The organism is Ensifer sp. ENS07 (assembly GCF_014852185.1).
Classification (GTDB): Bacteria; Pseudomonadota; Alphaproteobacteria; order Rhizobiales; family Rhizobiaceae; genus Ensifer; species Ensifer adhaerens.
In genome coordinates this window covers 23,856-50,065 of the sequence record NZ_JACVBE010000018.1, presented here as the reverse complement: position 1 = coordinate 50,065, position 26,210 = coordinate 23,856, and the positions used below count along the sequence as shown (strand labels likewise).

The window sequence follows — 26,210 nt, the reverse complement described above, 5'->3', positions numbered from 1 at the left end:
GCAGGCATTCTACAGACAACCAAGAAGGGTGCACGCATCGCAACTCTACGGCAGGAGGAAAGCGGTCCAGACCACTGCACGTTGCGTGAGGGGTCGCTGATCCACTTAGCTCCTCCGTCGGAGACGATCGCGCAAGCGTAGCAGTGTCAGCAAGGTCCGCGCCAGAACGGGTGACGGGATCTTGGGATGATCGCCGACCGTCCCCTTGCGCGCTGCCGGCGCCCGCGGATCGATCAGGAACGCGACGATCAGCGCGTTGCCGATGCCGACGAGGTCCAATGGTCCGTCCGACCGTTGGAGACCCTGATCTCCCTCGTCAAACCGGACGCCCCCGACTTCCACCGAACCGGAGAACACATAGAAGTAAAGGTGCCTCCCCTCCTTCCGGGGAAACGCCACCTTTGCCGTCGCCTCGAGCCTGAGATCGAAGAAATCGATGGCGTTGCGCACGTAGAATGGCGCTCCCTCCCCCTCGGCCCCAACGAGATGCCGCCAGCAATTGAGGGGCGCCGGCTCGATCGGACCGTACTGAATGTTTGGCGGGAGATCGACGCTGTGGGGGCGCACGAGAATTTGCAGCATGCGCAGCGGAGGATCACCAGACAAGGTTTCCTCCGAATGCCAGAAGCTTTGCCCGGCGTTCATCACCATCAGATGCGCGCGATCGGTGACCAGTCTGCCGGTCGCCCGGTCGTCGTGGCGCATGACCCCTTCCGGCACCCATGACAGGATCTCGTCGTTCCTGTGCTCGTGCATGGCGACCAGCCTGCCAGGATCCAATATCGTTTCAGCGACCATCGCGAGCGGTCCGTAGCCATGGTCGCGCGGCCATGGCAACAGCCAGCCGGGCATGTTGAGCCTGACCTTGAATCCACCCATGTCCCTGACAATAGGACTTTTGGCGCCGCGGTAGAGCATCGGCCATCCTAACACGGGGAACGGCAGTTTGCTGAGACAGCCGGCCGATTGCCCGGTTGCGCATCTCCACCGCCTGCGCCTAGCGCCCCATCCGCGCGGCAAGCTTCCGCTCCGCCGCCTGCAACCCATCGTGCAAAAGCACCGCAAGCGTTGCGACGATCAGGCCGCCCTGGACGACGAAGGAAAGGTTGTTCGATTGCAGCCCGGCGATGATTACTTCGCCGAGTGTTTTTGCGGCGACCGTCGATCCGATCGTGGCGGTTGCCAGGCTGATGACGACCGAAAGCCGGATACCCGCCAGGATCACCGGCATCGCCAGCGGCAACTCCACCTTGAGAAGCCGCTGGCCGCTGGTCATGCCGGCGCCGCGCGCCGCCTCCATGACGGAGGAAGGCAAGGTCGTCAGCCCCGTCAGCGCATTCTCGAAAATCGGCAGCAGGCCATAGAGAAAAAGCGCGATCAGCGTCGGCTTTTCGCCGAAACCGAAGATCGGAACAGCGAGCGCAAGAACCGCGACGGGCGGAAAGGTCTGACCGATATTCACCAGGCTGCGCGACAGCGGCAGGAATTCTGCTCCGGACGTGCGCGTGACGAGAATGGCAAGCGCAAGCGCAACCAGCGCGGCCGCTGCCACCGCCAGCGCCACCGTGCGCAGATGCAAGAACGTCAGCTGCAGCAGGCTTCCCTGGTTGTAGATGACGGGGGCGTTGTCCTGCACCAGCGGCCGCAGCAGCGGCTCGAACCAATGGGGCTGCAGCAGGAACGCGACGAGAACCAGGAAAACCGCGATGCGAATGAGAGTGGCGAGCTTCGGCATCAGGCTGGACCGGCCGCGCGTTTGGCCAACCCCTCCAGGCTGACCCTGCCGATTACGGCGCCGTCGGGACCTGCCACCGGCAACGCATCTCGTCCGGACCAGAGGAGTTCGGCCAGGGCTTCCCTTTGGCTGGCATCGCTCGATATCGGCGCGCCTTCGGCGGCCCCGGGCTCAACCGCGCTCGAGACCGGCGCGATCGCGAGCAGGCGGTAGGGCCGTTCGCCCGTCCCGATCAGGCTTTCGACGAAGGGCGTGGCCGGTTTCAGCAGCATTTCGGCGGGGGTCGCGTACTGCACCACTTTGCCCTTGTCCATGACGGCAATGCGATCGGCGAGGTGAAAGGCCTCTTCCATATCGTGGGTGACGAGAATGATCGTCGTCTGGAAGTGTTTCTGGATGGCAAGCAGGTCGTCCTGCGCCTTGGCGCGGATGATCGGATCGAGCGCCCCGAAGGGCTCGTCCATCAAGAGCACCTTCGGCTCGGCGGCAAGCGCCCGGGCAACGCCCACGCGCTGCTGCTGGCCGCCGGAAAGCTCGTGTGGGAAGCGTGGACCGAAATCTGCGGGATCGAGTTGGAAAAGGCGCAGGAGTTCTTCCACCTTCGCATCGATGCGCGCCCGTTCCCATCCGAGCAAGGTCGGCACGGTCGCGATGTTCTGGGCGACGGTGCGATGGGGAAACAGACCGTGCCCCTGGATTGCGTAGCCGATCCGCCGGCGCAACTCATAACCGGGCAGCGAACGATTGTCCTCGCCATCGAGACGGATCGCGCCCGAGGTCGGCTCAACCAGCCGGTTGACCATGCGCAAGAGCGTGGTCTTGCCGGAGCCGGAGGTGCCGACGACGACGGTGACGGTGCGCGGCGCGATCGTCAGGCTGACGTCGTCGACAACGGTGCTTTCGCCATATCGCTTGGTGATGTTCTCGATCTCGATCATGCGGCCTCTGCCTGCCTGGTGTTGGGTGTGGCCATCTCGATCACCGCGTCGAGCACGATCGCCGCGGCGAACGCCAGCACGACCGTCGGGACGGCGCCGAGCAGCACGAGGTCCATCGCGGTCTGACCGACGCCCTGAAAGACGAAGACGCCGAAGCCGCCGCCGCCGATCAACGCGGCAATGGTCGCAAGGCCGATATTCTGGACGAGCACGATGCGGATGCCGGTGAGGATCACCGGGAAGGCCAGCGGAAATTCGATGCCGACCAGCCGCTGCCAATCGGTCATGCCGATGCCACGCGCGGCATCATTCGCGTCCCGCGGAACGCCTGCCAGACCGACGACGGTGTTGGCGACGACAGGCAGCAGCGAATAGAGAAAGAGCGCAACAAAGGCCGGGGCAACACCGATGCCACGAATGCCGATGGCAGCCGCACCCGGCACATGGAGGGCGATCCAGCCGAGCGGCGCGATGAGAATGCCGAAGAGCGCAATCGACGGGATCGTCTGGATCGCGTTCAGGACGCCGAGCAACCCATCGCGCAGCCGCGTGACGCGGTGGCAGAGGATGCCGAGCGGGATGCCGACGAGGGTCGCAGCCACGAGCGAACCGAGCGCCAGGGTCACATGCTTGCGGCCCTCCGCCCAAAACGTGTCCACCCGGCTTGCATATTCCTTGAGAATCGACAGGCCGTCCCAGGCGCCGGCGAGAAGGATGGCCGAAGCAAAGGCCAGCACGACGGCGAGAACGACGATGCGCACGAAGGGCGCCGGGCGCAGTCGCGTCAAGGCGTCGGCAGCGAGCAGCCCGAAGGCAAAGAGCATGATCCAGAAGCCCGAAGCCGGCGAGACGCGGGCATAGGTGTTGGCTTCGGGTGTCAGATGCGTGGCGGCAACGCCGATGCCGAGCGCCAGCGCGGCGAGCGCGACAAAGGCGGCAGCGAGACGCAGGTAAGCGGGCGATCGGACCAGCGCGACGATGACCGCGCAGACCACGATGCCCAGCAGCACGGCACTCCACCCCGCAGGCAGGGCGTCGGCCACCGACTTGACCTCACCGGCGACGATACGGTTGGCACGAAACGTTGCAAAAGGCGCTATGAAGGCGCCGCCGAGCGCCAGGGCCGCAATGATCGCTCCGAGCTTGTCAAAGCGGAGTGCTTTCAAACCACATTCCCTCCCCGCCTGTGCCGGCGCATCTCCGGCACCTGCAGGCCTATCCCCGGAACGCCAGCCATCCGACCAGCGTCCCGGATCTCCGTCAACTTATTTCAGAAAGCCGTTCTTCTTCAGGAAGTCCTCGGCGACCGCCTTGGCCGGTTCGCCGCCGACCTGCACGCGACCGTTCAGGTCTTGCAGCGTCACCAGGTCCAGTTTCTCGAACACGGGCTTCAAGAGTTCCTCGATCTGCGGGTTTTCCTTGAGCACCGCTTCGCGAATGATCGGGGCCGGCTGATAGACGGGCTGGACGGCCTTGTCGTCTTCCAGGACCACGAGGCCGGACGGGGCGATGCCGCCGTCGGTGCCATAGACCATGGCTGCGTTCGCACCGTTGGTTTGGTTCGCCGCGGCCGCGATCGTCGCCGCGGTATCACCGCCGGAAAGCGTGATCAGTTGGTCTTGCTTCAAGGTGAAGCCGTAGGTGGTTTGGAACGCCGGCAGTGCGGCGGCCGAATTCACGAATTCCGACGACGCCGCCAGCACGACCTTGCCGCCGCCAGCGATGTACTTGCCGAAATCGCTCAGCGTCTTCAGCTTGTTTTCGTCGGCGACTTCCTTGCGCAGGCCGATCGCCCAGGTGTTGTTGGCCGGCGATGGCGTCAGCCAGACGATCTTGTTGGCGTCATAGTCGAGTTTCTTGGCCGTCTCGTAGCCCTTGGCTGCATCCTTCCAGACCGGATCGTCGGCCTTTTCGAAGAAAAAGGCGGCATTGCCGGTATACTCCGGATAGATGTCGATCTCGCCGGCGGTGATCGCCTTGCGTACGACCGGCGTCGCCCCAAGCTGGACGCGATCGACCGTCTTGATGTTGTTGGCGTTGAGCACGGCAAGGATGATGTTGCCGAGCACCCCGCCCTCCGTGTCGATCTTCGAGGATACGACCACATCGGCGCTCGCCGCGGCGGCAGTCAAGGTCAAGGCAAGGGCAGTTCCGATAAGCAGTCTGGTCAGGCGCATAGGTTTCTCCTCGGATTTCGATGCGCAAGTTTGATCACGGAACGTCCGCTCCGTCGGGGCAAGCCATTCCATATATGTCAGCCCCCGGCAAAAAATAGGGTTGCATCCAGAGACTGTGGCAGGCGAATATTTTCCTACATTGATAAACACGATCGAAAGCATAGACTACCGTTTATGGCGGTAGCTGATTGGGCGTTGCAATCGCCGGCGTTGTCGGCCACTCTGATCGCGGCCCGCCAGAAACATCCGCTTTCACTCTTGGTTGCGATGCCGCTCGACCCGAACCGCTTGGGGGCTGGTGGCTTGGGTTCGCCCGGCGAACGTTCGGGGACACGATGTCGATCTATTTTCTGACGCTCATTATCGGCGTGGTCGCTGGCCTGCGCACCATGACCGCACCCGCCGCCGTCAGTATTGGCGCAGCCGCGGGATGGCTGCCGCTCAGCGGTACCTGGGCGGCCTTCATGGGCTTTCGCTTCACACCTTACATCTTCGGCCTTCTGGCCCTGGTGGAATTCGTCACCGACCAATTGCCAAGCACACCGAGCCGAAAGGTGCCGCAACAGTTCGGCGCCCGCATCGTCAGCGGCGCGTTCTGCGGGGCCGCGCTCGGATTGACCGGACATGCTATGCTCCAAGGATTGGTCGCCGGCATCATCGGTGCCGTCATCGGCACGCTCGGCGGCTATGAAGCCCGCAAGCGCCTCGTCGCGGCCATCGGCGGCAAGGACCTGCCGATCGCCCTTCTCGAGGATGCTGTTGCCGTTCTCCTCGCACTCTGGGTGGTGTCCTCGGTCTCATGACGAAACATTTCGACGCAATCATCATCGGTGCCGGCCAGGCCGGCCCATCGCTTGCCGGCCGGTTGACGGCAGCGGGCAAAACCGTCGCGCTGATCGAGCGCAAGCACTTCGGCGGCACCTGCGTCAACACCGGCTGCATGCCGACAAAGGCGATGGTCGCGAGCGCCTATGCCGCGCATCTGGCGCGACGGGGCGCGGACTATGGCGTGACGACCGGCCCCATCACCATCGACTTTACCCGTGTCATGGCGCGCAAGGACACGGTGCGGTTCACGTCCCGGGGAAACATCGAAAACTGGCTGAAAGGCATGGAGAACTGCACCGTCTTCGAAGGCCATGCGCGCTTCGAAAGCCCGCATGAGATCCGAGTCGGCGACGCGCTGCTCTCGGCCGACCAGATCTTTCTGAATGTCGGCGGACGCGCCGCAACCCCGGATTTCCCTGGTGTCGCCGAGGTGCCCTATCTCACCAACGTCTCGATCATGGATCTCGACACCCTGCCCCGCCACCTGATCGTCGTCGGCGGCAGCTATATCGGACTCGAGTTTGCGCAGATGTTCCGTCGCTTCGGCTCCGAGGTCACCGTAATCGAGAAGGGGCCGCGGCTGATCGGCCGGGAGGATGCGGACGTTTCCGACGCCATTCTCGCGATCCTCGAAAAAGAGGGCATCCAGTTTCGCCTCAATGCCGAATGCATCCGCTTTGCCAGGAGCGGCGACGATGTCGTCGCCGGCGTGGATTGCACGGCGGGCGCACCCGAGATCGTCGGCTCTCACCTGCTGCTGGCAACCGGCCGCCGGCCGAACACGGACGACCTCGATCTCGACCGGGGCGGCGTCAAGACCGACACCCGCGGCTATGTCGAAGTCGACGAGACGCTCAAGACCAACGTACCGCACGTCTTCGCGATGGGCGACTGCAATGGCCGCGGCGCCTTCACCCATACGGCCTATAACGACTTCGAGATCATCGCCGCCAATCTGCTCGACGGAGAGGCGCGGAAGGTCAGCGATCGCATTTCAACCTACGGCCTCTTCATCGATCCGCCGCTCGGCCGCGCCGGCATGACCGAGACCGAGGCGCGCAAGTCGGGGCGCAAGCTGCTCATCGGTACGAGGCCGATGACCCGCGTCGGCCGCGCCGTGGAAAAGGGCGAGACTGAAGGCTTCATGAAGGTGATCGTCGACGCCGACAGCAAGGAGATCCTCGGTGCATCGATCCTCGGAACGAGCGGCGACGAGGCAGTGCAGAGCATCCTCGACGTGATGTATGCGGGCAAGCCCTACACGACGATCACGCACGCAGTTCATATCCACCCAACCGTGTCGGAACTGATCCCGACGGTCTTCGGCGACCTGCACCCGGCCACCTGAGCGGCCGGGCAATTGATGCCGCGCGCTTAAACGAGCGCTGCGCGTGCGAGCTGGTAGAAATAGGTCGCGCCGCGCTCAAGGATGTCGTCGTTGAAATCGTAGCGGGTTGTGTGCAGCCCGCTGCTGTCGCCATTGCCGATCAGCACATAGGCGCCCGGCACCTTTTCCAGCAGGAAGGAGAAGTCCTCGCTGCCCATCAGCGGCTCGGGCAGTTCGACATAGGCATCCGCGCCGAATGTGTCGGCGATCACCGCACGCGCATCCTCGACAGCCTCAGCATCGTTGATCGTCGCGGGATACCCGACCTGCCAGTCAAAGACGGCTTCGGCGTTGTAGCTTTCCGCCTGCAGGCGGGCGACCTGCTCGACGCGCTCCTGCAACTGCTTGCGGACAACAGGATCCATCGCGCGCATGCTGATTTCCAGCACTGCGGTATCCGGAATGATATTCGAGGCCGAACCCGCCTGGAACGAACCGACCGTCAACACGGACGGCTGGTGCGGCGACACATTGCGCGACACCAGCGTCTGCAGCGCCATCACCACGCTGGAACCGATGACGACCGGATCGACCGTCAGTTCCGGCTGGGCGCCGTGGCCGCCCTTACCCTTGATCGTCAGCGTCAGCACGTCGATCGATGCCGCCATGGCACCGGCGCGGCTGGAGAACTGGCCGACTGGAAGACCCGGCCAGTTGTGAAGCGCATAGACCCGCTCGCAAGGGAAGCGCTCGAAAAGGCCGTCTTCGATCATCAGCTTGCCGCCGCCGAAGTTTTCCTCGGCCGGCTGGAAGATCAGATGAACCGTACCGTTGAAGCTTTCGTCCTTCGACAGCGCCCAGGCAGCCCCGAGCAACATGCTGGTATGACCGTCATGGCCGCAGGCATGCATCGCGCCCGGATGCTTGCTCTGATAGGCAAGACCGGTTTCCTCCTGCATCGGCAGCGCGTCCATGTCGGCGCGAAAGCCGATGGCGCGGTTGCTGTTGCCACGCTTCAGCGTTGCAACGATGCCGGTTGTCGCAAGACCGCGGGTGACCTCGAAGCCCCAGGACTGCAGCAGTTCCGCAACGAACTCGGAGGTCTTCACCTCGGAAAGGCCGATCTCGGGCATTTCGTGCAGCTTGTGGCGGATATCGACGAGTTCGGGCAGGAACTCGGAAAAATTGGTGTCGCGCATCGGGGTTTCCTCAAGCCATCTGCAGGAACTGGCGCAGGCGCGCCGATTGCGGGTCACGCATCATCTCAGACGGCGCGCCGCGTTCTTCGACCAAACCCTTGTGCAGGAAGATCACTTCGCTGGAGATATCACGGGCGAGTGACATTTCGTGGGTGACCATCACCATGGTGCGGCCCTCTTCGGCAAGCTTCTTGATGACGAGCAGCACCTCGTTGACGAGTTCCGGATCGAGCGCCGAGGTCGGCTCGTCGAAGAGCATCACTTCCGGCTTCATTGCCAACGCGCGGGCGATTGCCGCGCGCTGCTGCTGACCGCCCGAGAGCTGATTGGGATAATGGTCGCGCTTGGGCGTGATGCCGACCTTCTCCATCAGCAGTTCGGCTTCGCCGATCGCATCCTTCTTGGTCATGCCGAGCACGTGGATCGGCCCTTCGATGATGTTTTCGAGAATGGTCTTGTGGGACCAGAGGTTGAAGCTCTGGAACACCATGCCGAGGCGCGTGCGGATATGTTCGAGCTGCCGCTTGTCGGCTGCATGGAACTTGCCGTCCTTGCCCTTGACGGTGCGGATCACCTCGCCCGAGACGGAGATCTCGCCCTCGTCCGGCGTCTCCAGATAGTTGATGCAGCGCAGAAGCGTGCTCTTGCCCGAGCCGCTGCTGCCGATCAGCGAGATGACGTCGCCGGACTTCGCCTCGAAGGAGACGCCTTTCAGCACCTCGACGGACCCGAAGCTCTTGTGAATGTTCTTCACCGAAAGCGCTGATGCGACCATGTTCATTCCTCTCGCGCGCCGTGGCGCGTCTCCTCTTTATGCCTTCGCCGTGCGGTAGCGCGTGAGCCGCTTCTCGACGACGCCCATGATGCGCGTCAGGATGAACACGACGGTGAAATAGATGATGCCGGCGGCAATCAGCGGTTCGAAGATCAGCAGCGACTGGCGCTGCAGCATGCGGGCGGTGCCCATGACCTCAAGAATGGTGATGGTCGAGGCAAGCGACGTCGTCTTCAGCAGGATGATCAGGTCACCCGTCAAAACCGGCAGGCACGAGCGGAACGCCTGCGGCAGGGTGATGCGGCGCAGGACCATCGACGAGCGCATGCCGATCGATTTTGCCGCCTCGATCTGGCCGCGCGGGATCGCCTTGATCGCGCCGCGGATGACCTCGGCATTGTAGGAAGCCTGGTTGAGGCTGAGTGCAAAGATCGCATACCACAGGCCGTCACGCAGATAGGGCCAGAGGAAGCTATGGCGCACCCAGGTGCCGGGTAGGATTTGCCCGAGGCCGTAATAGATCAGGTAGATCTGCACCAGAAGCGGCGTGCCGCGGAAGGCGAAGGTGAAGACATAGGCCGGAACCGAAAGCACGCGGCGACCGGAAAGCCGGGCGAGCGCCACGAGCGTGCCGATGACGAGGCCGAAGACGCCGGCGACCGCCGTCAGAAGCAGCGTGAGCGGTGTCGCCTTGATCAGCGCCGGCAGGAAGCCGACGACGTTGGAGATCGTTTCCATCAGTTGTGCCCCCGATTGAGGCGGCGCTCGATCTGGGCGATCACCAGGACGGAAACGAGCGTAATTGCCAGAAACAGAATGGCCGTCAGCCCGTAGAAGAAGATGTACTGCTTGGTGCCTGCCGCCGCGCGATAGCCCGTGTAGAGCAGCTCGCTGAAGGAGCCGAGCACGCTGATGATGGCGCTTTCCTTGGTGATAGACAGCCAGAGATTGCCCATGCCGGGGACCGCGTGGCGCATCATCTGCGGGAAGATGATGCGGGTGAAGACCTTACGCCTGTTCATGCCGATCGAAACCGCCGCCTCGATCTGGCCCGGCGGCACGGAGAGGAAGGCCGAGCGCAGCACCTCGGTCATGAAGGCGCCGGAGACGAAGGCGAGCGCGATGATCGCCGCCCAGAACGAGCTGAACTGAAAGGTTTCGGCAACGAGCCCGAAGTGCTTCAACAGCCGTTCCGCCCCGCTCGCGACCGAGAAATAGAGAAGCAGGATGACGAGCAGCTCAGGCAGCGAGCGCACGACCGTCGTGTAGATATCGGCAAGGAAACGCGGGATCCGGTGCTTCGATAGTTTGCCGGCAGCGCCCAGGAAGCCGAAGAGAACCGCAACCGCATAGGCGACCACGGAGACCTGAAGGGTCATCACCAGGCCCCAGGCGAAATCGTCGCCCCAGCCCTCGCCGCCCCAGGCAAGCAATTGCCAGTAATAGTCCATCCGTCGTTACCTGTTCCCGATTGTCTCGTCAGCCCCTACGCCGCTGCCCGATCGGTGCGGGCAAGGTGGCTGTAGCGGTTGCTGCGATGGTGCCCCGGCGCTGCGGCCGGTTCTGGCGAATGAGGGCGGCGAGGCTGGCCGCCGCCCTCCGAAATTCGGTTTACTTCTTGCCGAAGATCCACTTGTCGACGAGCTTCTGCGTCGTGCCGTCCTTTTCGAGCGCGGCAAGGCCGGCATTGACCTTGTCGAGGGTCGCAGCGTCACCCTTGCGGACGGCATAGGCGACGCCTTCGCCGAGCGTGACGTTCTTCGGCACTTCGACCTTGACCTCGTAGTCGGCGCCTTCAGGCGTCTTCAGGAAGGTCTGGATGTAGAGGTCGGGGATGAGCACGTAGTCGACGCGACCGGCGATGAGGTCGGCGACCGAGTTGTCGGCGGTGTCGTAGCTCTTGGCTTCGGCGCCGGTCAGGTACTTGGCGACATAGGCCGACTGCACGCTCGACGTCTGCACGCCGATGATCTTGCCCTCGACGCTTGCCGGGTCGATGATCTTGCCAGAACCGTCGGCGGCGTCGGCCGTCTTGATCTCGCTCGTGTCACCCTTGGAGCCAACGAAGGACGTGCCTTCGGTGTAATAGGGCGTCGAGAAATCGACGACCTGGCGGCGCTCGTCGGTGATCGAGAAGGCGCCGATGATGAAATCGACCTTGTTTTCCTTCAGCGACGGGATGAGACCGTCCCAGGCCATCTGGTTGATGTCGCACTTGACGGCCATCTTCTCGCAGAGCGCGCGGGAGAGATCGGCTTCAAGGCCCTCCCACTCGCCGCCGGCGTTCACCTGGGTGAAGGGCATGTAGGGCTCCGGCGTCATGCCGAGGCGCAGCGTCTCCTCGGCAAACGCGCTGCCGGCAGCCATGGAAAGGGCGATCCCTGCGAACAGGGCGGTCTTCAACGTCTTCATATGTTCCTCCTCGGGGATTGCGTCGGATCAGAGCGTGTTGCTGAACCAGCGTAGCGACATGCAGGAAAGACCTGCGTCGATCTTGCCGATCTCCGTCGTCTTCATCGGCACGACCTTGTAGCCGAGCTTGTCGAGCATCTCGATCGTGCGCGGGAAGTCCGAGCCGACCATGACGACGTCGTTGACGCGCAGCGCATTCGCTGCCGGCTCTTCGCCTTCGGGAATGATCACCTGCTTGAAGCGCTCGAAGGCGCCGGACTTGGCGAGGCGCGCGGTCGAAAGCACGGTCTCGTCGTCGAGCAGCGAGCAATCGGTCTTGAAGTGCAGCACGCCTTCAGGCGTGGCGACGATCTCGCTTTTGCGACCGAGCTTGGTCAGGCAGGCCTGAAGTGCTTCGGCGCCAACCTTGTTGGTACGGGCCGAAAGGCCGATCATCACGCTTTCGCGGGTGGTCAGAACGTCGCCGCCATCCGCAAAGCCGGTGCCTGGCAGATCGAGAACCGTTTCGAACATGGCGCGAAGCGTCGGCTCGATCTCCGGCGTTTCCTTGACGCGGGTTTCGGCACCCGGACGCAAGAGGATCGCGCCTTCGGTGAAGACCAGCGCCGGATCTTCGACGAAGATCGAGTCCGGGAAGGCTTCGAGCGCCGGCAGCACCGTCACCTTGACGCCCGCGTCCTTCATCCCCGCGATATAGGCATCGTGTTCTGCCTTTACACCTTCGAAGGTGGGGTTGCCGCGGTCATCGGCGCGAAGGCCGTTGACGACCGACTTCGACGGGGTGCGGACGATGATGTTGTTGAACTGGTAGACGGGGCGTGACTGCGACATTTGTAGTACCTTTGGCTTGGATGAGGTGCTTCTATCGATCGGACATGGCGGCGTAAAGCGGTTGCTTGTTCACGTTTTCCCGACGTGACAGGTGAACGCCAGCGAGCATGCAGCGCACGGAGCCGCCCGCGAGCTCGATGGTCGGAACGTCGAAGGCGAGAACACGGGCAGAGACTTCGAGCGCCTTGATCTGGTCGGCGCGGAGCGAGGCGAGCGCGCGAGCCGACATGACCACGACGCGGCCATCGGCACCGTCGAGTTCGATAGCATTGCCGGCGAAGTTCTCGATTTGCTCCAGCGTCAGATCGATGACCTGGCGGCCGGTTTCCTCAAGCCGCAAGCAGATCTCCTGGCGACGGGCGAGATCCGGGATCATGCTCGTGCCGATCAGTGCAAACTCGGTGCCGATGCACATCAGCACGTTGGTGTGGTAGATCGAGTTGCCCTGGCGATCGACCGCGCCGAAGATCATCGGCTCGAAATTGAAGTGGGTGCAGAAGCGTTCTAGCGCCACTTCATTGGTGCGGTTGGAACGTGCGGCATAGGCGACACGACCGATATGGTCGAGCACCATGGCGCCCGTGCCTTCGAGATAGACGCCGTCCTTTTCAAGGCCGGAGTAATCGATCACGTCCTGAACGCGGTACTCGTTCTTCAGCATCTCGATGATGTCGGAGCGGCGCTCGCTTTGGCGGCTTTCCGAATACATCGGATAGATCGCGACATGGCCACCCGAATGGGTCGAGAACCAGTTGTTGGGGAACACCGAGTCCGGCCGCGTCGTCGTCTCGTCTTCGAAGAGATGGACTGCGACGCCGGCGTTCGAAAGCCCGTCGGCCATGCGGCTCACTTCGTCATAGGCGGCCTTGGCGATCGCAGTCGGCTGGCGCGCCGCGTCGGTCGCCTGGAAGGCATTGTCCTTGGCCGTCATCGGGTTGGGGCCGAAGTGGTGCGGGCGGATCATCACGACGCCCTTCGGCGCCTGTACGGACAGTCTCTTCATGTTATGCGGCACTCCGCTCGGCAGGGACCGCCGGCTGCTGCCGGAACAGGCCGTAGAGATCGCGCGGATGGTCCGGCTGGGTCGTCAGGTCGAGCTCGGTGTAGAATGCGGTACCCTGGATCTTGTCGCGCAGAAAGCGCAGGGCCGAGAAGTCTTCGGTAGCAAAACCGACGGAATCGAAGATGGTGATCTGGGCGCTCGAGCGACGGCCTTCGGCCTCGCCGGCAATCACCTGCCAGAGTTCGATGACCGGGAAGTCCGGCGCCATCTGCTGGATCTCGCCCTCGATGCGGGTCTGTTCCGGATATTCGACGAAGACGTCGGCGCGGCGCAGGATGTCCCCCTGCAACTCCGTCTTGCCGGGGCAGTCGCCACCGACCGCGTTGATGTGCACGCCGGCGCCGACCATGTTGTCGGAAAGGATCGTGGCATTGCGCTTGTCGGCGGTAACGGTGGTGATGATGTCCGCACCGAATACGGCTTCTTCAGCCGTGGCAGCGACGACGATGTCGAAGTCCATATCCGAGAGGTTGTTGCAGAACTTGGCGGCGGCTTCCGCATCGATATCGAAGACCTGAAGGCGCTTGACGCCAAGAAGGGCGCGGAAGGCGAGCGCCTGGAATTCGGACTGGGCGCCGAGACCGATGATCGCCATCGAGCGGGCATCAGGACGTGCGAGGTACTTCGCGGCAAGCGCCGATGTCGCCGCCGTGCGCAGTCCCGTCATGATCGTCATTTCGGAAACGAGACAGGGGTAGCCGGTGCTGACGTCGGAAAGAACGCCGAAGGCGGTCACCGTCTGCAGGCCGACATTGGGGTTCTTCGGATGGCCGTTGACGTATTTGAAGCCGTAGTGCTCGCCGTCCGAGGTCGGCATCAACTCGATGACGCCGGTCTTCGAGTGGCTGGCCAGCCGCGGAGTTTTTTCGAAAACGTTCCACCGGCGGAAATCGTCTTCGATGTATTCCGCAAGACCCACAAGAAACGTCTCAATGCCGATCGATTTGACCAGCTCGATTACGTTGCCGACACCGACATACTGAACCACGTTTAAAACTCCATCGGAGAAATTCGATGAAGTCAGCCTAGGCTTGCAAGAAGTGAGTTGAAATTTTAAACCTGCGCAAAATTACAGGACATATTGAGCAATTTGCGCAATCGTAATATACACCTTTCATGCATATCTTCGATGACCTCGACCACCAGCTCATCTCGCTCCTGCGAGAAGACGGGCGCGCGCCCTACTCCAAGATCGCTGCGGTGCTCGGCATATCGAGGGCGACCGTGCAGACTCGCATCGACCGGCTGCTCGAAAGCGGCGCGGTCCTGGGCTTCACGCTGCGCGTGCGGCAGGATTATGACGATCGCGCCATCCGTGCGATCATGATGATCGAGGTGAGCGGCCGAAACACCACCAAGGTGATCAAATACCTGCGCGGCCTGCCGGAACTTTATGCCCTGCACACCACCAACGGCGGTTGGGACCTGGTCGCCGAAATCCGCGCCAACAGCCTCAGCGATTTCGACCGCATCCTGCGCGAAGTGCGCGACGTCGAGGGCGTGTCGAACAGCGAAACGAGCATTCTGCTCAGCACCGTCTGACGCTCCTACCCATCATCTGCGCAGCTCGCGCACGACCAAGACAGGCATGACCATGAGCCATATCCCCCAGATCGACTACGACACCGCCTCGGATGAAATCCGCGCCGCCCACGACGAGGAGGTGCGCGTGCGTGGCCGCATGACCAACATGAAGCGCACGCTTTTACATTCGCCGGTCGCGCACCGGATCTATGCGGAATGGTTCACGCTCCGCGAGGAACTACGCCCTACCCTCGACGACAGGGCGATCTGGTTCCTCTCCCATTCCATTTCGGAGGCCATGAAATCCCCAATCGCCATGGGCTTCTTTCGTCGCGCCTTCGCCAATGCCGGCATCGATTTTCACACGGACGTGCCGAGCGAAGACGAACAGCGCCTGATCGCGTTCGGCCGCGCCATCGTCGCCGACAGCAATGCCGTTACGGAGGAAATCTGGGTTGGCCTCAAGGCACGCTACGACGCCAAGGCGCTGGTCGACCTCGTCGCTTTCTCCGGTATCATGGTGGCGACGGCGCTTTTCAACAATGTCGTCGAAGTGGAGTTCGACAAGGAACTGGAACCCTTCGTCGATTGAGACAGTGAAGAGCAGCGTGACAAACGATATGACAATCAGGCGCGCGTCCGTCGCGGATGCGTCAAGCCTTGCGGCGATCAGCCTGGAAGTCTGGCTGAACACGTATATCAGGGATGGCGTCAACGCATTCTTTGCCGATTATGCGCTGCAGCACTTTACCACCGCGCGCTTCGAAGAAATTCTGGGCGACCGCAACGAGACCGTCTGGGTTTCGCAGAACGTTGTCGGTATCGACGGCTTCTTGCGCATGTCCGCGAATTCGCCGGCACCGGTCGATATCGCCTCCGACCTGGAAATCACGACGCTCTATGTCCAGCCCCGTCACCATGGTCGCGGCCTCGGCAAGGCGCTCCTGAAGACCGGCCTGCAATTCTGCCTGGACACGGGCCAGCCAGGCACCTGGCTGGCGGTGAACGCCGAAAACGAAAAAGCCACGGCCTTCTACCTCGCGAGTGGCTTTGAGATGGCGGGACAAACCCATTTCACGATCGGCGACAAGGCTTACCCCAACCACGTTCTTCAGTTTCGCTTGGACCGCTGATCGCTTCGAACAGCGCCTTCACACCAAGAAACGGTTGACGTCGATCGCTTGCGTGTATATACACACATTATGTCTCGTTGCTATTGTGCCCTCTTACGCAAAGCCACCCGGCGAGTGACGTCAGTCTATGACGACGCGCTGCAGCCGATTGGTCTTAACCTTGCCCAGTTCAGCCTGCTTCGACACATCGCGCGCGATGAACCGATCTCGATGACCGAGCTTGGCCGCAAGATCGAACTCGAGCGATCGACGGTCAGCCGCAACGTCAAAGTGCTGGAGGGAATGGGATTGACCGCAACTGGAAGCGGAAAGGATCAGCGGGAGGCCATTGTCGAACTTACGGAGAGCGGCCACCGGATACTGGCTGACGGCGCGCCGCTCTGGCAGGCCGCTCAGGACAAGATCGAGGCGCGGCTGGGAGCCGACGCCGCCGCCCAGCTGGAGGACCTGCTGCTGGCGCTCTAGCGCGTCGTTTCCAGACCAACTTTCTGGTCGCAGTCTGCGACTTGAGGCCAGAAGAATCCGGGCAGCCTAAGCTGCCAGGAACCGGCAGAAAACTGCCAAACAACAGTTCAATCTGCGACCTGCGCTCCGAAAGCCCGCGCAGCGCTGTCGCACGCCCTAAAAACACCGACGAAAGGAAGTCGACGATGCTCGGTCCGGCGCTTGCGCGTTATCTTGCCAGACGCAATATCCACTACGGCTGGGCTGTCGCCGCCGTCACCTTCCTGGTCATGCTTTCGACAGCGGGCGCCATGGGCTCGGCCGGCGTGCTCATCAAACCGCTCGAGACCGAATTCGGCTGGACCAATGCGCAAATCTCGCTGGCGCTCGCCATCCGGCTTTGCCTTTTCGGTCTGCTCGGTCCGTTCGCAGCCTCGTTCATGAACCATTTCGGCGTGCGCCCGGTCGTGTCTACGGCGCTGATCCTGATCATCTCCGGCATCGCCGCCTCGTTCTACATGACGGAACTCTGGCACCTGGTGGCGATCTGGGGCGTCGTGCTCGGCGTGGGTACCGGCATGACGGCGCTGGTGCTCGGCGCGACGGTCGCAACGCGCTGGTTCGACAAACGGCGCGGGCTCGTCGTCGGGCTGATGACCGCCAGCAACGCCACCGGCCAGCTGGTCTTCCTGCCGTTGCTCGCTTCTCTCACCGAAACGATCGGCTGGCGCTCGGCGCTGACGCTGATCATCGTCATCCTGCTTGCGGCCTTCACCCTGGTCCTGCTTCTGATGCAGGATCGCCCTGGGGACCTTGGCCTTGCGCCCTTCGGCGGCAAGCAAATGGTGGCGGCGCCGCCGAAGGCGAAGAGCTTCGGGGAACTGCTGATGGCACCGATCCGGGCGCTTTCCGACGCCGCCAAGACCAACACCTTCTGGGTGCTGTTTGCGACCTTCTTCGTCTGCGGCTTCAGCACCAACGGGCTGATCCAGACCCATTGGGTTTCGATCTGCGGCGATGTTGGTATTGCCCCCGTCGCAGCAGCCAGCCTGCTGGCGCTGATCGGCGTATTCGATCTGATCGGCACCATCGGTTCCGGCTGGCTCTCGGACCGTTATGACAACCGCTGGCTGCTCTTCTGGTTCTACGGCCTTCGCGGCCTGTCGCTGATGTTCCTGCCGTTCAGCGGCTTCAACATCTACACGCTGTCGATCTTTGCGATCTTCTACGGCCTGGATTGGGTCGCGACGGTACCGCCGACGGTGAAACTTTCGGCCGAACGCTTCGGTCCGGAACGCGCCGCCCTCGTCTTCGGCTGGGTCTTCACCGGTCACCAGCTGGGTGCGGCCAGTGCGACCTTCCTCGCAGGCGCCAGCCGGACGTCGCTTGAAACCTATACGCCGGCGCTGATTGCCGCCGGGATGCTCTGCATTGTCGCGGCCCTGCTGGTGCTGACGATCGGTCGGCGTCAACCGGAGGCGCTTACGCCGCAACCGGCCTGAGTCCTTCTGCCGGTTGCATCGAAAAGGGCGGGCTGCCAATGGCAGCCCGCCCTTTTGTTGGACGCTGAGACCCAATGAACGTCAGTGGGCAAACTCGGTCACGAATTCCGGATTGCCGCGGATCGTATTGCTAACGGTGCAGATCTCGTTTTCGGCGGCTTCCGCGATCGCATGGCGGACCGTGTCGTCAAAATCACCCTTGATGTCGAAGACGATGTTGAATTTTGCGACGCGGGACGGCTCGTCATGGGCTTTCTCGCCCGTCACCTTGGCACTCACTTCCGTCAGCCGGTCGAGCACGCCAAAACGGCTGGCGGCGATGCGGGCGCTCAGCACCAGGCAGCTTGCGAGCGACGCATAGAGCAGATCGAGCGGGCCGTAGCCCGCCTGCGACGGGCCGGTGACGATATCGAGTTCACCACCGGTGACCGAGGTCACATGCGGAAAGCCGGTCTTGCCGACCACAGCCGTCGCACCGGTTTCCCGCGTTCTCACCTTCACATCCGCCATGTCGTAAAACCTTCCCAGAACTTATCAAACCGATCGGTAGAAGCACGTCGCCCCGGGCCGGAAGGCCCAGGGCGTTTTGATATGTGCGCCTTTTTCTCATCGGCGCAAGGGCGATCGCTGGCGGATCAGTTCTTCTTCACCAGGCGGTAGAAGACATAGTCCGAGATGGCGCCATTGACGTAGCCTTCGACCTTGTCCTTCATCGCGACCTGGGTCGCGGCCTGGAACATGATCACGATCGGCGACTTTTCCTGCACCTTGCGCTGCAGGTCGACATAAAGCGCGTCGCGCTTGGCCGGATCGGCTTCCTTGAGGGCTGCCTTGGTCGCTTCGTTGAGTTCCGCCGGAACCGCCCAGCCGTTACGCCAGGTGGTCGTCGACTGATACTTGTCGTCGGCGTTGTCTTCGTTATAGGCGAAGGCCTTGGCGTTCGAATGCGGGTCCATGAAGTCCGGGCCCCAATAGAGCAGCATCGCTTCGTGGGTGCGCGCGCGGTACTTGGTGATGACCTGGCTACCGGTGCCCGGGATGATCTCGAAGTTGATCCCGGCTTCGGCGAAGGACGCCTGCAGTGACTGCGCCATGTCGGTGAACGGCGTCGAGTTGATGACGTCGAGGGTCACCTTGATCGGCGTCTTGATGCCGGCATCGGCCAGGATCTTCTTCGCCTTCTCGACGTCGTAGCTGTAGGGGGTCTCGTCGAGCGAGCCCGGGAAGCCCTTCGGCCAGAAGGCCTGGTGAACTTCCATCTGGCCCTTGAGGAAGCTGTCGGTCATGCCCTTGTAGTCGACCAGGTAGCGGGCGGCTTCCCAGACGGCTTCCGGCTGCAGTGCCGCGTCCTTCTGGTTGAACGACAGGAAGTGTACGGCGGCCTGCGGATAGGATTCGACCTTCACGCCGTCCTTGCCTTCAAGACCCGAAACCTGGTCCGGGGTCAGGTTCTTCGCCATGTCGACGTCGCCGGTCTGCAGCATCAGCTGCTGGGTTGCGGCTTCGGCCACGTGACGGATGATGACGCCCTTGATAACAGGAGCGCCGCCGAAGTAGTTCGGGTTGCTCGCAAGGTTGAGCAGCTCGCCGGCGCGGAAGGCCTTGAGCACGAACGGGCCGGTGCCGGCCGAATTGGCCTTGAGCCACGCATTGCCGAAGTCGCCATCGGCCTCGTTGGCCTTGACGGTTTCCGCGTCGATCACCGAAGCCGGGCGAGCGGCGAGAACGTTGAGAACGAAGGCCGACGAGAAGTCGCCGTCATACTTGACCGTGACCTTGTTACCTTCGGCGGTCACCATCTTGTCGATGTTTTCGGGCGTCCAGCCGAGCTGCGTCAGGATGAAGGCCGGCGCCTTGTTGAGAACGACGACGCGCTTGAAGGAGTAGACGACGTCTTCGCCACGCAGCGGATTGCCGGAGGAAAAGGTAACGCCATCACGCAGCGTGAAGGTGATCGTCTTTGCCGCATCGTCGACCGTCCATTCGGAGGCAAGACCCGGCGCCAGCTTCTTCACGTCGGGCGCATCGTACTGCACCAGGCGGTCATAGGTCTGGGTGACGTATTCGCCCGAGGAGAACTCGTAGGCCTCGGCCGGGTCGATGCTGACGATGTCGTCGATATTCTGGGCAACGACCAACACATCGGCTGGCGTTTCGGCGAGTGCGGCCGGCGCCACGCTCATCATCAGGGACGCCGCGAAGACCGCGGCCTTGAACATTCTCATCATCATTCTCCTATTTTCGATGAGGCTTGGTTTTTGTCGGTGCCGGCTTCAGCGCCGATTGCGGCTGACCGGTCTCGTTGGATTGGGAAGCGCGGGGCCGGAAGAGCGGCAGGGTGCCGGTCCAGATCAACCGCACGGGTGCGTCTGTCTTGTTCCACCAGTAGTGGGGCTGGATGCCGCGGAAGTGCAGGCCGTCGCCAGGCGAAAGCATGGTGTCGTCGCCATCGAGCCCGAAGAGGATCTCGCCTTCGAGCATATAGACGAGCTCTTCGCCCTCATGGCTGAAGACCTCGGAGCGATGCCCCGGCGGAATGGTGATGACGAAACTCGAAAGCTGATTGCCGGCGAAATCCGCGCCAATGCGCTCATAGGAAACAGGCGAGCCGCCGACCGAAAACACCATGCGCCCCTCGGCGCGCGAAAGCCCGGTGTCGATCGCCGGTGCCAGGATGAAATGGTTGAGTTCGGCGCCCAGGCCTTGCGCAATCTGGGCCAGTGTGCCGAGCGAGGGCATGGCAAGATCGCGCTCGATCTGGCTCAAATAGCCGACCGAAACGCCCGCTGCGTCGCTGAGCGTCTGCAGGGTCATATGCATCTGCCGGCGGCGCGCACGCACCAGCGCGCCCACCTTCGGTTGCCCTGCCCCGGCCGATTTGCCCGACGCGGCCTGCGTATCCTCTGACGGATCGCTCACAGCGGTTATTCCTCCCGTTTCCGCCCCAGTAAAATTTTTTTGATTTAAGCAAACTTATTTATATACTCCAAGCAAATTTTTGCGGTATCGACAAGTGAGACCGCAAGCGAAGAGGGATGGTGACGCCACGTGGCAAACGACAGCACGACAGCAGCAGCGCCGGCGCGCCGCGCCGCCAGACCCAGTCGGGGACGGCAGCGACTTCTTTCACTGGCAGGCTTTCTGGTAACGCTTGCGATAACCTTCCTCGGCCTGCTCGCAATCACCTTCTTCATCGGCCGCATCGTGCCGATCGACCCGGTGTTGGCTGTCGTCGGGGACCGCGCACCCGTCGCTGTCTATGAGCGCGTGCGCCAGGAAATGGGGCTCGACCAGCCGCTGATCACCCAGTTCGTCAGCTACGTACGTGACGTCGCCACCTTCAATTTCGGAACATCGGTTTCGACGGGCAAGCCGGTTATCGAGGACCTCGCTCGCGTCTTCCCGGCAACACTCGAAATGGCGACGCTCGGCATCATCCTCGGCGTGCTGATCGGCGTGCCGCTCGGTGTTTTTGCCGCCGCCCGCCGTGGCTCCTGGCTCGATCAGGGCATCCGCGTCATCGGTCTGCTCGGTTATTCAGTGCCTGCCTTCTGGCTCGGTCTCGTCGGCCTGGCGATTTTCTACGCGAAGCTGAAATGGGTCGGCGGCCCCGGCCGTGTCGATATCTTCTACGACGGCATGGTGTCGCCGGTCACAGGCCTGATCCTTGTCGACAGCATCATTGCTGGCGAATGGGAAATCTTCCGCAACGCCGTCTGGCACCTGATCCTGCCGGCGTCCTGCCTCGGCTTCTTCTCGCTCGCCTATATCGCCCGCATGACGCGCTCCTTCATGCTCGACCAGCTGAGCCAGGAATATGTGACGACCGCCCGGGTCAAAGGCGTGCCGGAGCGCCTGGTCATCTGGCGCCATGCCTTCCGGCCGATCCGCGTGCCGCTGATCACCGTTATCGGCCTGTCCTATGCCGGCCTGCTCGAAGGCTCCGTGATGATCGAGACGATCTTCTCCTGGCCCGGCATCGGCAACTACCTGACCGTCGCTCTGCTCAATGCCGACATGTCGGCCGTGCTCGGCTCGACCCTCGTCATCGGCGCGGTCTTTATCGGCATCAACAAGATTTCGGACGTGCTCTACCGCGTGCTCGATCCGCGTGCACGCTAAGGGAGGAGCGACCATGACCACACTTCGCGACTGGCTGATCGACGACAGCCCCGCCTCGCCGATGCAGGCGCGCCTCGGGCGCTTCTATCGCATCTTCGGCGCGCTGATGCGCAATCCGCTCGCCGTTGTCGGCGCCGTCATCATCCTCGTTCTGGTGCTGACCGCGCTCTTTGCGCCGTGGCTCGCCACCCATGATCCGCTGCGCCAGTCGCTGAGCGAACGCCTGCTGCCGCCGAGTGCTGCCCACTGGATGGGAACCGACGAACTCGGCCGCGACATCTGGTCCCGCGTTGTCTACGGTTCACGCATCACGCTGGCCATCGTCACGCTGGTTGCAGTGCTCGCAGCCCCCGCCGGCCTGGTGATCGGCGTGGCCGCCGGTTATTTCGGTGGCTGGGTCGACCGTATACTGATGGGCATTACCGATATCTTCCTGTCGCTGCCGAAGCTCATCCTGGCGCTTGCCTTCGTTGCGGCCCTTGGTCCCGGCATCGAGAACGCGATCATCGCCATCGCGATCACCTCCTGGCCCGGCTATGCCCGTGTCGCTCGTGCGGAGACGCTGACCTTCAAGAACTCCGAATTCATTTCGGCGGTGCGTCTGCTCGGCGCGTCGAGCCTCCGGGTCAATCTCGGCCACGTGCTCCCGCTCTGCACCTCATCGATGATCGTCCGCGTCACGCTCGACATGGCCGGCATCATCCTGACGGCCGCCGGTCTCGGCTTCATCGGACTTGGCGCTCAGCCGCCACTTCCCGAATGGGGCGCGATGATCTCGCGCGGTCGCTCCTTCATTCTCGATCAGTGGTGGGTCGCGACCATGCCCGGCTTTGCCATCATTCTCGTTAGCCTCGGCTTCTGCTTCCTCGGTGATGGCCTGCGCGACGTGCTCGATCCGAAGAGCGGGGAGCAGCGCTGATGAGCAATCTTCTCGAAGTCGAAAACCTGCGCGTCACCTTCCCGACGCCCCGCGGTGATCTCGAAGTCGTGCGCGGCATCTCCTTCACCCTCGGCCGCGAACGCCTCGGCATCGTCGGCGAGAGCGGCTCGGGCAAGTCGATGACCGGTCGCTCGATCCTGCAGCTGATCCGGGCACCGGGTCGGGTCACCGCCGACAAGCTCGTCTTCGACGGCGTCGACCTCCTGAAGCAGTCCGAGCGGCAGATGCGCGCCATCCGCGGCGCCCGCATTTCCATGGTGATGCAAGACCCGAAGTTCTCGCTGAACCCGGTCATGACCATCGGCGAGCAGATCGCCGAAGCGTTGCTGACGCACCAGAAGCTGCCGCGCCGCGAGGTCAACGCGCGCGTGCTTACGATGCTGGAATCGGTGCGCATTGCAGATCCGGAACGCGTCGCCAAGCTCTACCCGCACGAAGTCTCCGGTGGCATGGGCCAACGCGTGATGATCGCGATGATGCTGATCCCCGAGCCGGACCTTCTGATCGCCGACGAGCCGACCTCGGCGCTCGACGTTTCCGTCCAGGCCCAGGTGCTCGACATCATCGACGAACTGGTGAAACGCAAGGGCATGGGCCTGATCTTCATCAGCCATGACCTCAATCTCGTCTCCAGCTATTGCGACCGCATCCTCGTGATGAACACCGGCGAGGTGGTCGAGGAATGCAAGGCCGGCGAACTGATGGCGGCCAAGCACCCCTATACGCGCGGGCTGATCGCCTCCATTCCGCGCCTCGATGAAACACGGGACGAGCTGCCGGTGCTCGACCGCAGCGCATGGGCCAAGGCATGACCGCGCTCTCTCTGAAGAACCTCGACATCTCGTACGGCGACGTGCAGATCACCCACAACGTCAATCTCGATATCGCCGACGGCGAGAGCTTTGCCCTTGTCGGCGAAAGCGGCTCGGGAAAATCGACGGTGCTGAAGGCAATCGCAGGTCTCGCGCCGGAATGGACCGGCGAGATCACCGTGCTCGGCTCGCCCCGCGGCCACGGCATCGACCGCGCCTTTTCGCGTCAGTGCCAGATGGTGTTCCAGGATCCCTACGGCTCGCTGCATCCGCGAAAGACGGTCGACGCCACGCTCGGCGAAGCGCTGACGATCCACGGCATCGGCGACCGCAACGCCCGCATCGAGGAGGTCATGACCTCGGTCGGCCTCGATCGCAAGTTCCGCTTCCGCTTTCCGCACCAGCTCTCGGGCGGCCAGCGCCAGCGCGTGGCAATCGCCCGGGCGCTGATGCTGAAGCCGAAGGTGCTCTTACTCGACGAGCCGACATCCGCGCTCGACGTTTCGGTCCAGGCCGAAATCCTCAACCTGTTGAAGCGCCTCCGGCGCGAGCAGAACCTCACCTTCCTGATGGTCACCCACAACCTGGCGGTCGTCTCCTTCCTCTGCGATCGCCTCGCTGTCATGCGCCAGGGCCGGATCGTCGAGATTGCCGATGTCGCCGACCTCAAGCGCGGTGACCTCAAGGATCCCTATTCGCGCGAGCTGATGCAGATCAGCGCCGCGCATGCCAACTAGGATGGGACAACACCGACGATTTATCGTCTGTCCCCTTCTAAGATATCGAGTAACCCCAAGGACATAGCATGAACAGTGAACAGATCGCTGCCGCGGTGGCGGAATTCGACGCGGCCATTGCCAAGACCACCGATGCCGATGCGGTATGGACCGCATTGCAGACGCTTAGCCGCCAGGTGATCGGCGCCAAGCTCTTCACCATCATGACCGTAGATATGGTCAACGAAGTCGCGCGCCGCGCCTACACCTCGCACCCCGCGGAGTACCCGACCTCGGGCACCAAGCCGATCCGCTACGACAGCTGGTTCGACATCGTGCACAAGGCGCACCAGACCTTCGTCGCCAACACCATCGCCGATATCGCCAAGGTTTTCCCGGACCACGAGACGATCTGGTCGCTCGGCTGCGGCTCGGTTGCCAACATCCCGGTCGTTGTCGGCGGCGAGCTGCTCGGCACCGTCAACTGCCTCGACGTCGAGCATCACTACACGCTGGAGCGCGTGGCACTCTCCAAGCACCTGGAGCTGCCGGCGAAGCTCGCCTTCCTCGCCGCAGCACGCGCCGAGAAGAAGTAAGACAGCAGGCCGGAGGCGTCATCGCCTTCGGCCATCCATCCGCTCAGCGGCCGATCGCCCCACCGGTTTCCTTCAGGAAGAAATGCATTTTCTCCGTCTCGATCGGCACCGCGATCTGATCGTCGGGGCCGATGCGTGACGCGGCGTGAACCTGCGCCGTGAAAGCGGCAGGCCCGACGCGGCCAAGAGCCAGCGTATGCGGGCCGAGCGGTTCGATATCGCGCACGATCAGCCTGACTGTTGGCGCATTGGCGTCCGTCGCCATCGTATGTTCCGGCCGGATGCCGAGCACGACCGCTTTTCCGACGTAGGCGCCGAGTTTTTCGGCGCGGTTTTCCGGGATAGCCACGGCCACGTCCCCATCCGCTATGAACTGCATCCCTCCATCGCCGCGCTCCAGCCGCCCCTCGAGGAAATTCATGCTCGGCGCACCGATGAAGGCGGCGACGAAAAGATTGGCGGGGGCCTCATAGAGCGTGATCGGATCGGCCGCCTGCTCGATGCGGCCCTGGTTTATGACGACGACGCGGTCGGCCATGGTCATGGCTTCCACCTGATCGTGGGTCACGTAAACGGCAGTCGTCTGAAGACGCCGGTGCAAGAGCTTGATTTCGGTGCGCATTTCGATGCGAAGTTTGGCATCTAGGTTCGACAACGGCTCGTCGAAGAGGAAGACATCCGGCTGGCGTACGATCGCCCGGCCGATCGCCACGCGCTGGCGCTGGCCGCCCGAAAGTGCGCTCGGCTTGCGATTGAGATAGGCGCCGAGGTTGAGGATGCGAGCGGCATCCGTTACCGCCTTTTCGATCTCCGCCTTCGGCGTGCCGCGCACCTTCATGCCGTAGCCGATGTTCTCGGCGACCGTCATGTGCGGATAGAGCGCGTAATTCTGAAACACCATGGAGCAATTGCGCAGGCCCGGTCTGAGATCGGTCACGTCGCGATCGCCAATCCGGATCGAACCCGAAGTCGCAGTTTCGAGGCCGGCAATCATCCTGAGCGTCGTCGTCTTGCCGCAGCCGGAGGGACCGACGAGCACGACGAACTCACGATCGGCAATGTCGAGATCGAGCGGCGGAATGACGGTGACGCTCCCGAAGGACTTGGTGATCTGCTGCAATCGGACCTGTGACATG

General features: G+C 62.8%; 29 protein-coding genes. 12 read left to right on the top strand and 17 right to left on the bottom strand.

Annotation, left to right across the window (positions count from 1 at the left end):
• Nucleotides 1-105: 105 nt before the first annotated feature.
• The 5 genes from IB277_RS33765 to IB277_RS33745 all read right to left on the bottom strand — a co-directional run bounded on the left by IB277_RS33765 (nucleotide 106) and on the right by IB277_RS33745 (nucleotide 4,850).
• Entirely contained in the window at nucleotides 106-918 is an 813-nt protein-coding gene (locus IB277_RS33765; protein ID WP_134886954.1) for a pirin family protein, read from the bottom strand.
• Between the two features lie 79 nt (nucleotides 919-997).
• On the bottom strand, nucleotides 998-1,735 hold the full coding sequence (locus IB277_RS33760) for an ABC transporter permease (protein WP_060518250.1): 738 nt from the start codon (nucleotides 1,733-1,735) through the stop codon (nucleotides 998-1,000).
• The gene (locus IB277_RS33755) at nucleotides 1,735-2,673 is read right to left on the bottom strand and encodes an ABC transporter ATP-binding protein (protein WP_060586203.1); all 939 of its coding nucleotides are present in this window, start codon (nucleotides 2,671-2,673) and stop codon (nucleotides 1,735-1,737) included. The genes IB277_RS33760 and IB277_RS33755 overlap by 1 nt, the downstream gene beginning before the upstream one ends.
• The gene (locus IB277_RS33750) at nucleotides 2,670-3,839 is read right to left on the bottom strand and encodes an ABC transporter permease (protein ID WP_060586201.1); all 1,170 of its coding nucleotides are present in this window, start codon (nucleotides 3,837-3,839) and stop codon (nucleotides 2,670-2,672) included. The genes IB277_RS33755 and IB277_RS33750 overlap by 4 nt, the downstream gene beginning before the upstream one ends.
• 99 nt (nucleotides 3,840-3,938) lie before the next feature.
• Nucleotides 3,939-4,850: an ABC transporter substrate-binding protein gene (locus IB277_RS33745; protein ID WP_134887177.1), complete on the bottom strand. Its 912-nt coding sequence runs from the start codon at nucleotides 4,848-4,850 to the stop codon at nucleotides 3,939-3,941.
• 335 nt (nucleotides 4,851-5,185) lie between these two features.
• Between IB277_RS33745 and IB277_RS33740 the strand changes: the two genes are divergently transcribed.
• Nucleotides 5,186-5,653, top strand: a complete 468-nt coding sequence (locus IB277_RS33740; RefSeq protein WP_060518257.1) for a hypothetical protein — start codon at nucleotides 5,186-5,188, stop codon at nucleotides 5,651-5,653.
• A complete protein-coding gene (locus IB277_RS33735) occupies nucleotides 5,650-7,026 on the top strand; it encodes an FAD-containing oxidoreductase (RefSeq protein WP_192372786.1) in 1,377 nt (458 codons plus the stop codon). The genes IB277_RS33740 and IB277_RS33735 overlap by 4 nt, the downstream gene beginning before the upstream one ends.
• A 26-nt stretch (nucleotides 7,027-7,052) precedes the next feature.
• On the opposite strand, the gene IB277_RS33730 is transcribed toward IB277_RS33735, so the two are convergent.
• The 8 genes from IB277_RS33730 to IB277_RS33695 form a co-directional block, all read right to left on the bottom strand.
• The gene (locus IB277_RS33730; RefSeq protein WP_060586197.1) at nucleotides 7,053-8,204 is read right to left on the bottom strand and encodes a M20 aminoacylase family protein; all 1,152 of its coding nucleotides are present in this window, start codon (nucleotides 8,202-8,204) and stop codon (nucleotides 7,053-7,055) included.
• Between the two features lie 10 nt (nucleotides 8,205-8,214).
• The gene (locus IB277_RS33725; protein ID WP_090296061.1) at nucleotides 8,215-8,979 is read right to left on the bottom strand and encodes an ABC transporter ATP-binding protein; all 765 of its coding nucleotides are present in this window, start codon (nucleotides 8,977-8,979) and stop codon (nucleotides 8,215-8,217) included.
• Nucleotides 8,980-9,015: 36 nt separating this feature from the next.
• Nucleotides 9,016-9,717, bottom strand: coding sequence for an ABC transporter permease (locus IB277_RS33720; protein ID WP_060586196.1), 702 nt, complete (start codon nucleotides 9,715-9,717; stop codon nucleotides 9,016-9,018).
• Nucleotides 9,717-10,430: an ABC transporter permease gene (locus IB277_RS33715; protein ID WP_034799489.1), complete on the bottom strand. Its 714-nt coding sequence runs from the start codon at nucleotides 10,428-10,430 to the stop codon at nucleotides 9,717-9,719. Before IB277_RS33715 ends, IB277_RS33720 begins: the two co-directional genes overlap by 1 nt.
• 160 nt (nucleotides 10,431-10,590) lie before the next feature.
• A complete protein-coding gene (locus IB277_RS33710; RefSeq protein ID WP_034799485.1) occupies nucleotides 10,591-11,391 on the bottom strand; it encodes a transporter substrate-binding domain-containing protein in 801 nt (266 codons plus the stop codon).
• A 27-nt stretch (nucleotides 11,392-11,418) separates the two neighbouring features.
• Complete coding sequence (locus tag IB277_RS33705; RefSeq protein ID WP_192372784.1) at nucleotides 11,419-12,222, bottom strand: dimethylarginine dimethylaminohydrolase family protein; 804 nt, start codon at nucleotides 12,220-12,222, stop codon at nucleotides 11,419-11,421.
• A 31-nt stretch (nucleotides 12,223-12,253) separates the two neighbouring features.
• On the bottom strand, nucleotides 12,254-13,225 hold the full coding sequence (gene ctlX, locus IB277_RS33700) for a citrulline utilization hydrolase CtlX (protein ID WP_034799479.1): 972 nt from the start codon (nucleotides 13,223-13,225) through the stop codon (nucleotides 12,254-12,256).
• Nucleotide 13,226: 1 nt separating this feature from the next.
• Nucleotides 13,227-14,309 carry an ornithine cyclodeaminase gene (locus IB277_RS33695; RefSeq protein WP_210339710.1) on the bottom strand — a complete coding sequence of 361 codons (1,083 nt, stop codon included), beginning with the start codon at nucleotides 14,307-14,309 and terminating at the stop codon, nucleotides 13,227-13,229.
• Nucleotides 14,310-14,401: 92 nt separating this feature from the next.
• Between IB277_RS33695 and IB277_RS33690 the strand changes: the two genes are divergently transcribed.
• The 5 genes from IB277_RS33690 (at nucleotide 14,402) to IB277_RS33670 (ending at nucleotide 17,888) form a co-directional block, all read left to right on the top strand.
• Complete coding sequence (locus IB277_RS33690; RefSeq protein WP_034799473.1) at nucleotides 14,402-14,827, top strand: Lrp/AsnC family transcriptional regulator; 426 nt, start codon at nucleotides 14,402-14,404, stop codon at nucleotides 14,825-14,827.
• A gap of 52 nt (nucleotides 14,828-14,879) precedes the next feature.
• The gene (locus tag IB277_RS33685) at nucleotides 14,880-15,401 is read left to right on the top strand and encodes a hypothetical protein (protein WP_034799759.1); all 522 of its coding nucleotides are present in this window, start codon (nucleotides 14,880-14,882) and stop codon (nucleotides 15,399-15,401) included.
• Nucleotides 15,402-15,417: 16 nt separating this feature from the next.
• Nucleotides 15,418-15,942, top strand: coding sequence for an N-acetyltransferase family protein (locus IB277_RS33680; protein WP_371813741.1), 525 nt, complete (start codon nucleotides 15,418-15,420; stop codon nucleotides 15,940-15,942).
• A gap of 69 nt (nucleotides 15,943-16,011) precedes the next feature.
• Nucleotides 16,012-16,407: a MarR family winged helix-turn-helix transcriptional regulator gene (locus IB277_RS33675; RefSeq protein ID WP_034799468.1), complete on the top strand. Its 396-nt coding sequence runs from the start codon at nucleotides 16,012-16,014 to the stop codon at nucleotides 16,405-16,407.
• A 185-nt stretch (nucleotides 16,408-16,592) separates the two neighbouring features.
• Nucleotides 16,593-17,888, top strand: coding sequence for an MFS transporter (locus IB277_RS33670; protein ID WP_034799465.1), 1,296 nt, complete (start codon nucleotides 16,593-16,595; stop codon nucleotides 17,886-17,888).
• Nucleotides 17,889-17,969: 81 nt separating this feature from the next.
• Here the strand turns inward: IB277_RS33670 and IB277_RS33665 are convergent, their stop codons facing one another.
• The 3 genes from IB277_RS33665 to IB277_RS33655 all read right to left on the bottom strand — a co-directional run bounded on the left by IB277_RS33665 (nucleotide 17,970) and on the right by IB277_RS33655 (nucleotide 20,807).
• Nucleotides 17,970-18,398 carry an OsmC family protein gene (locus tag IB277_RS33665; protein WP_060518277.1) on the bottom strand — a complete coding sequence of 143 codons (429 nt, stop codon included), beginning with the start codon at nucleotides 18,396-18,398 and terminating at the stop codon, nucleotides 17,970-17,972.
• A 125-nt stretch (nucleotides 18,399-18,523) separates the two neighbouring features.
• Nucleotides 18,524-20,113: an ABC transporter substrate-binding protein gene (locus IB277_RS33660; RefSeq protein ID WP_060518279.1), complete on the bottom strand. Its 1,590-nt coding sequence runs from the start codon at nucleotides 20,111-20,113 to the stop codon at nucleotides 18,524-18,526.
• A gap of 10 nt (nucleotides 20,114-20,123) precedes the next feature.
• Complete coding sequence (locus IB277_RS33655; protein WP_034799462.1) at nucleotides 20,124-20,807, bottom strand: helix-turn-helix domain-containing protein; 684 nt, start codon at nucleotides 20,805-20,807, stop codon at nucleotides 20,124-20,126.
• Nucleotides 20,808-20,936: 129 nt separating this feature from the next.
• Between IB277_RS33655 and IB277_RS33650 the strand changes: the two genes are divergently transcribed.
• The 5 genes from IB277_RS33650 to IB277_RS33630 all read left to right on the top strand — a co-directional run bounded on the left by IB277_RS33650 (nucleotide 20,937) and on the right by IB277_RS33630 (nucleotide 25,074).
• Entirely contained in the window at nucleotides 20,937-22,010 is a 1,074-nt protein-coding gene (locus IB277_RS33650; protein WP_060601454.1) for an ABC transporter permease, read from the top strand.
• A gap of 13 nt (nucleotides 22,011-22,023) precedes the next feature.
• Nucleotides 22,024-22,929 (top strand): ABC transporter permease, encoded by a 906-nt coding sequence (locus tag IB277_RS33645; RefSeq protein ID WP_034799460.1) that lies wholly within the window; start codon nucleotides 22,024-22,026, stop codon nucleotides 22,927-22,929.
• Entirely contained in the window at nucleotides 22,929-23,762 is an 834-nt protein-coding gene (locus tag IB277_RS33640; protein WP_034799458.1) for an ABC transporter ATP-binding protein, read from the top strand. Before IB277_RS33645 ends, IB277_RS33640 begins: the two co-directional genes overlap by 1 nt.
• Nucleotides 23,759-24,499 carry an ABC transporter ATP-binding protein gene (locus IB277_RS33635; protein WP_060586295.1) on the top strand — a complete coding sequence of 247 codons (741 nt, stop codon included), beginning with the start codon at nucleotides 23,759-23,761 and terminating at the stop codon, nucleotides 24,497-24,499. The genes IB277_RS33640 and IB277_RS33635 overlap by 4 nt, the downstream gene beginning before the upstream one ends.
• Nucleotides 24,500-24,567: 68 nt before the next feature.
• The gene (locus IB277_RS33630; protein ID WP_192372782.1) at nucleotides 24,568-25,074 is read left to right on the top strand and encodes a GAF domain-containing protein; all 507 of its coding nucleotides are present in this window, start codon (nucleotides 24,568-24,570) and stop codon (nucleotides 25,072-25,074) included.
• Nucleotides 25,075-25,117: 43 nt separating this feature from the next.
• Here the strand turns inward: IB277_RS33630 and IB277_RS33625 are convergent, their stop codons facing one another.
• Nucleotides 25,118-26,209: an ABC transporter ATP-binding protein gene (locus IB277_RS33625; protein ID WP_192372780.1), complete on the bottom strand. Its 1,092-nt coding sequence runs from the start codon at nucleotides 26,207-26,209 to the stop codon at nucleotides 25,118-25,120.
• Between the last annotated feature and the right edge of the window lies 1 nt (nucleotide 26,210).

Excerpts from the sequence above, each read along its gene's own strand:
- IB277_RS33765 (WP_134886954.1), bottom strand. The coding sequence starts at position 918 with ATGCTCTACCGCGGCGCCAAAAGTCCTATTGTCAGGGACATGGGTGGA.
- IB277_RS33760 (WP_060518250.1), bottom strand. The coding sequence starts at position 1,735 with ATGCCGAAGCTCGCCACTCTCATTCGCATCGCGGTTTTCCTGGTTCTC.
- IB277_RS33755 (WP_060586203.1), bottom strand. The coding sequence starts at position 2,673 with ATGATCGAGATCGAGAACATCACCAAGCGATATGGCGAAAGCACCGTT.
- IB277_RS33745 (WP_134887177.1), bottom strand. The coding sequence starts at position 4,850 with ATGCGCCTGACCAGACTGCTTATCGGAACTGCCCTTGCCTTGACCTTG.
- IB277_RS33740 (WP_060518257.1), top strand. The coding sequence starts at position 5,186 with ATGTCGATCTATTTTCTGACGCTCATTATCGGCGTGGTCGCTGGCCTG.
- IB277_RS33735 (WP_192372786.1), top strand. The coding sequence starts at position 5,650 with ATGACGAAACATTTCGACGCAATCATCATCGGTGCCGGCCAGGCCGGC.
- IB277_RS33730 (WP_060586197.1), bottom strand. The coding sequence starts at position 8,204 with ATGCGCGACACCAATTTTTCCGAGTTCCTGCCCGAACTCGTCGATATC.
- IB277_RS33725 (WP_090296061.1), bottom strand. The coding sequence starts at position 8,979 with ATGGTCGCATCAGCGCTTTCGGTGAAGAACATTCACAAGAGCTTCGGG.
- IB277_RS33720 (WP_060586196.1), bottom strand. The coding sequence starts at position 9,717 with ATGGAAACGATCTCCAACGTCGTCGGCTTCCTGCCGGCGCTGATCAAG.
- IB277_RS33715 (WP_034799489.1), bottom strand. The coding sequence starts at position 10,430 with ATGGACTATTACTGGCAATTGCTTGCCTGGGGCGGCGAGGGCTGGGGC.
- IB277_RS33710 (WP_034799485.1), bottom strand. The coding sequence starts at position 11,391 with ATGAAGACGTTGAAGACCGCCCTGTTCGCAGGGATCGCCCTTTCCATG.
- IB277_RS33705 (WP_192372784.1), bottom strand. The coding sequence starts at position 12,222 with ATGTCGCAGTCACGCCCCGTCTACCAGTTCAACAACATCATCGTCCGC.
- ctlX (WP_034799479.1), bottom strand. The coding sequence starts at position 13,225 with ATGAAGAGACTGTCCGTACAGGCGCCGAAGGGCGTCGTGATGATCCGC.
- IB277_RS33690 (WP_034799473.1), top strand. The coding sequence starts at position 14,402 with ATGCATATCTTCGATGACCTCGACCACCAGCTCATCTCGCTCCTGCGA.
- IB277_RS33685 (WP_034799759.1), top strand. The coding sequence starts at position 14,880 with ATGAGCCATATCCCCCAGATCGACTACGACACCGCCTCGGATGAAATC.
- IB277_RS33675 (WP_034799468.1), top strand. The coding sequence starts at position 16,012 with ATGTCTCGTTGCTATTGTGCCCTCTTACGCAAAGCCACCCGGCGAGTG.
- IB277_RS33670 (WP_034799465.1), top strand. The coding sequence starts at position 16,593 with ATGCTCGGTCCGGCGCTTGCGCGTTATCTTGCCAGACGCAATATCCAC.
- IB277_RS33665 (WP_060518277.1), bottom strand. The coding sequence starts at position 18,398 with ATGGCGGATGTGAAGGTGAGAACGCGGGAAACCGGTGCGACGGCTGTG.
- IB277_RS33660 (WP_060518279.1), bottom strand. The coding sequence starts at position 20,113 with ATGAGAATGTTCAAGGCCGCGGTCTTCGCGGCGTCCCTGATGATGAGC.
- IB277_RS33645 (WP_034799460.1), top strand. The coding sequence starts at position 22,024 with ATGACCACACTTCGCGACTGGCTGATCGACGACAGCCCCGCCTCGCCG.
- IB277_RS33640 (WP_034799458.1), top strand. The coding sequence starts at position 22,929 with ATGAGCAATCTTCTCGAAGTCGAAAACCTGCGCGTCACCTTCCCGACG.
- IB277_RS33635 (WP_060586295.1), top strand. The coding sequence starts at position 23,759 with ATGACCGCGCTCTCTCTGAAGAACCTCGACATCTCGTACGGCGACGTG.
- IB277_RS33630 (WP_192372782.1), top strand. The coding sequence starts at position 24,568 with ATGAACAGTGAACAGATCGCTGCCGCGGTGGCGGAATTCGACGCGGCC.
- IB277_RS33625 (WP_192372780.1), bottom strand. The coding sequence starts at position 26,209 with ATGTCACAGGTCCGATTGCAGCAGATCACCAAGTCCTTCGGGAGCGTC.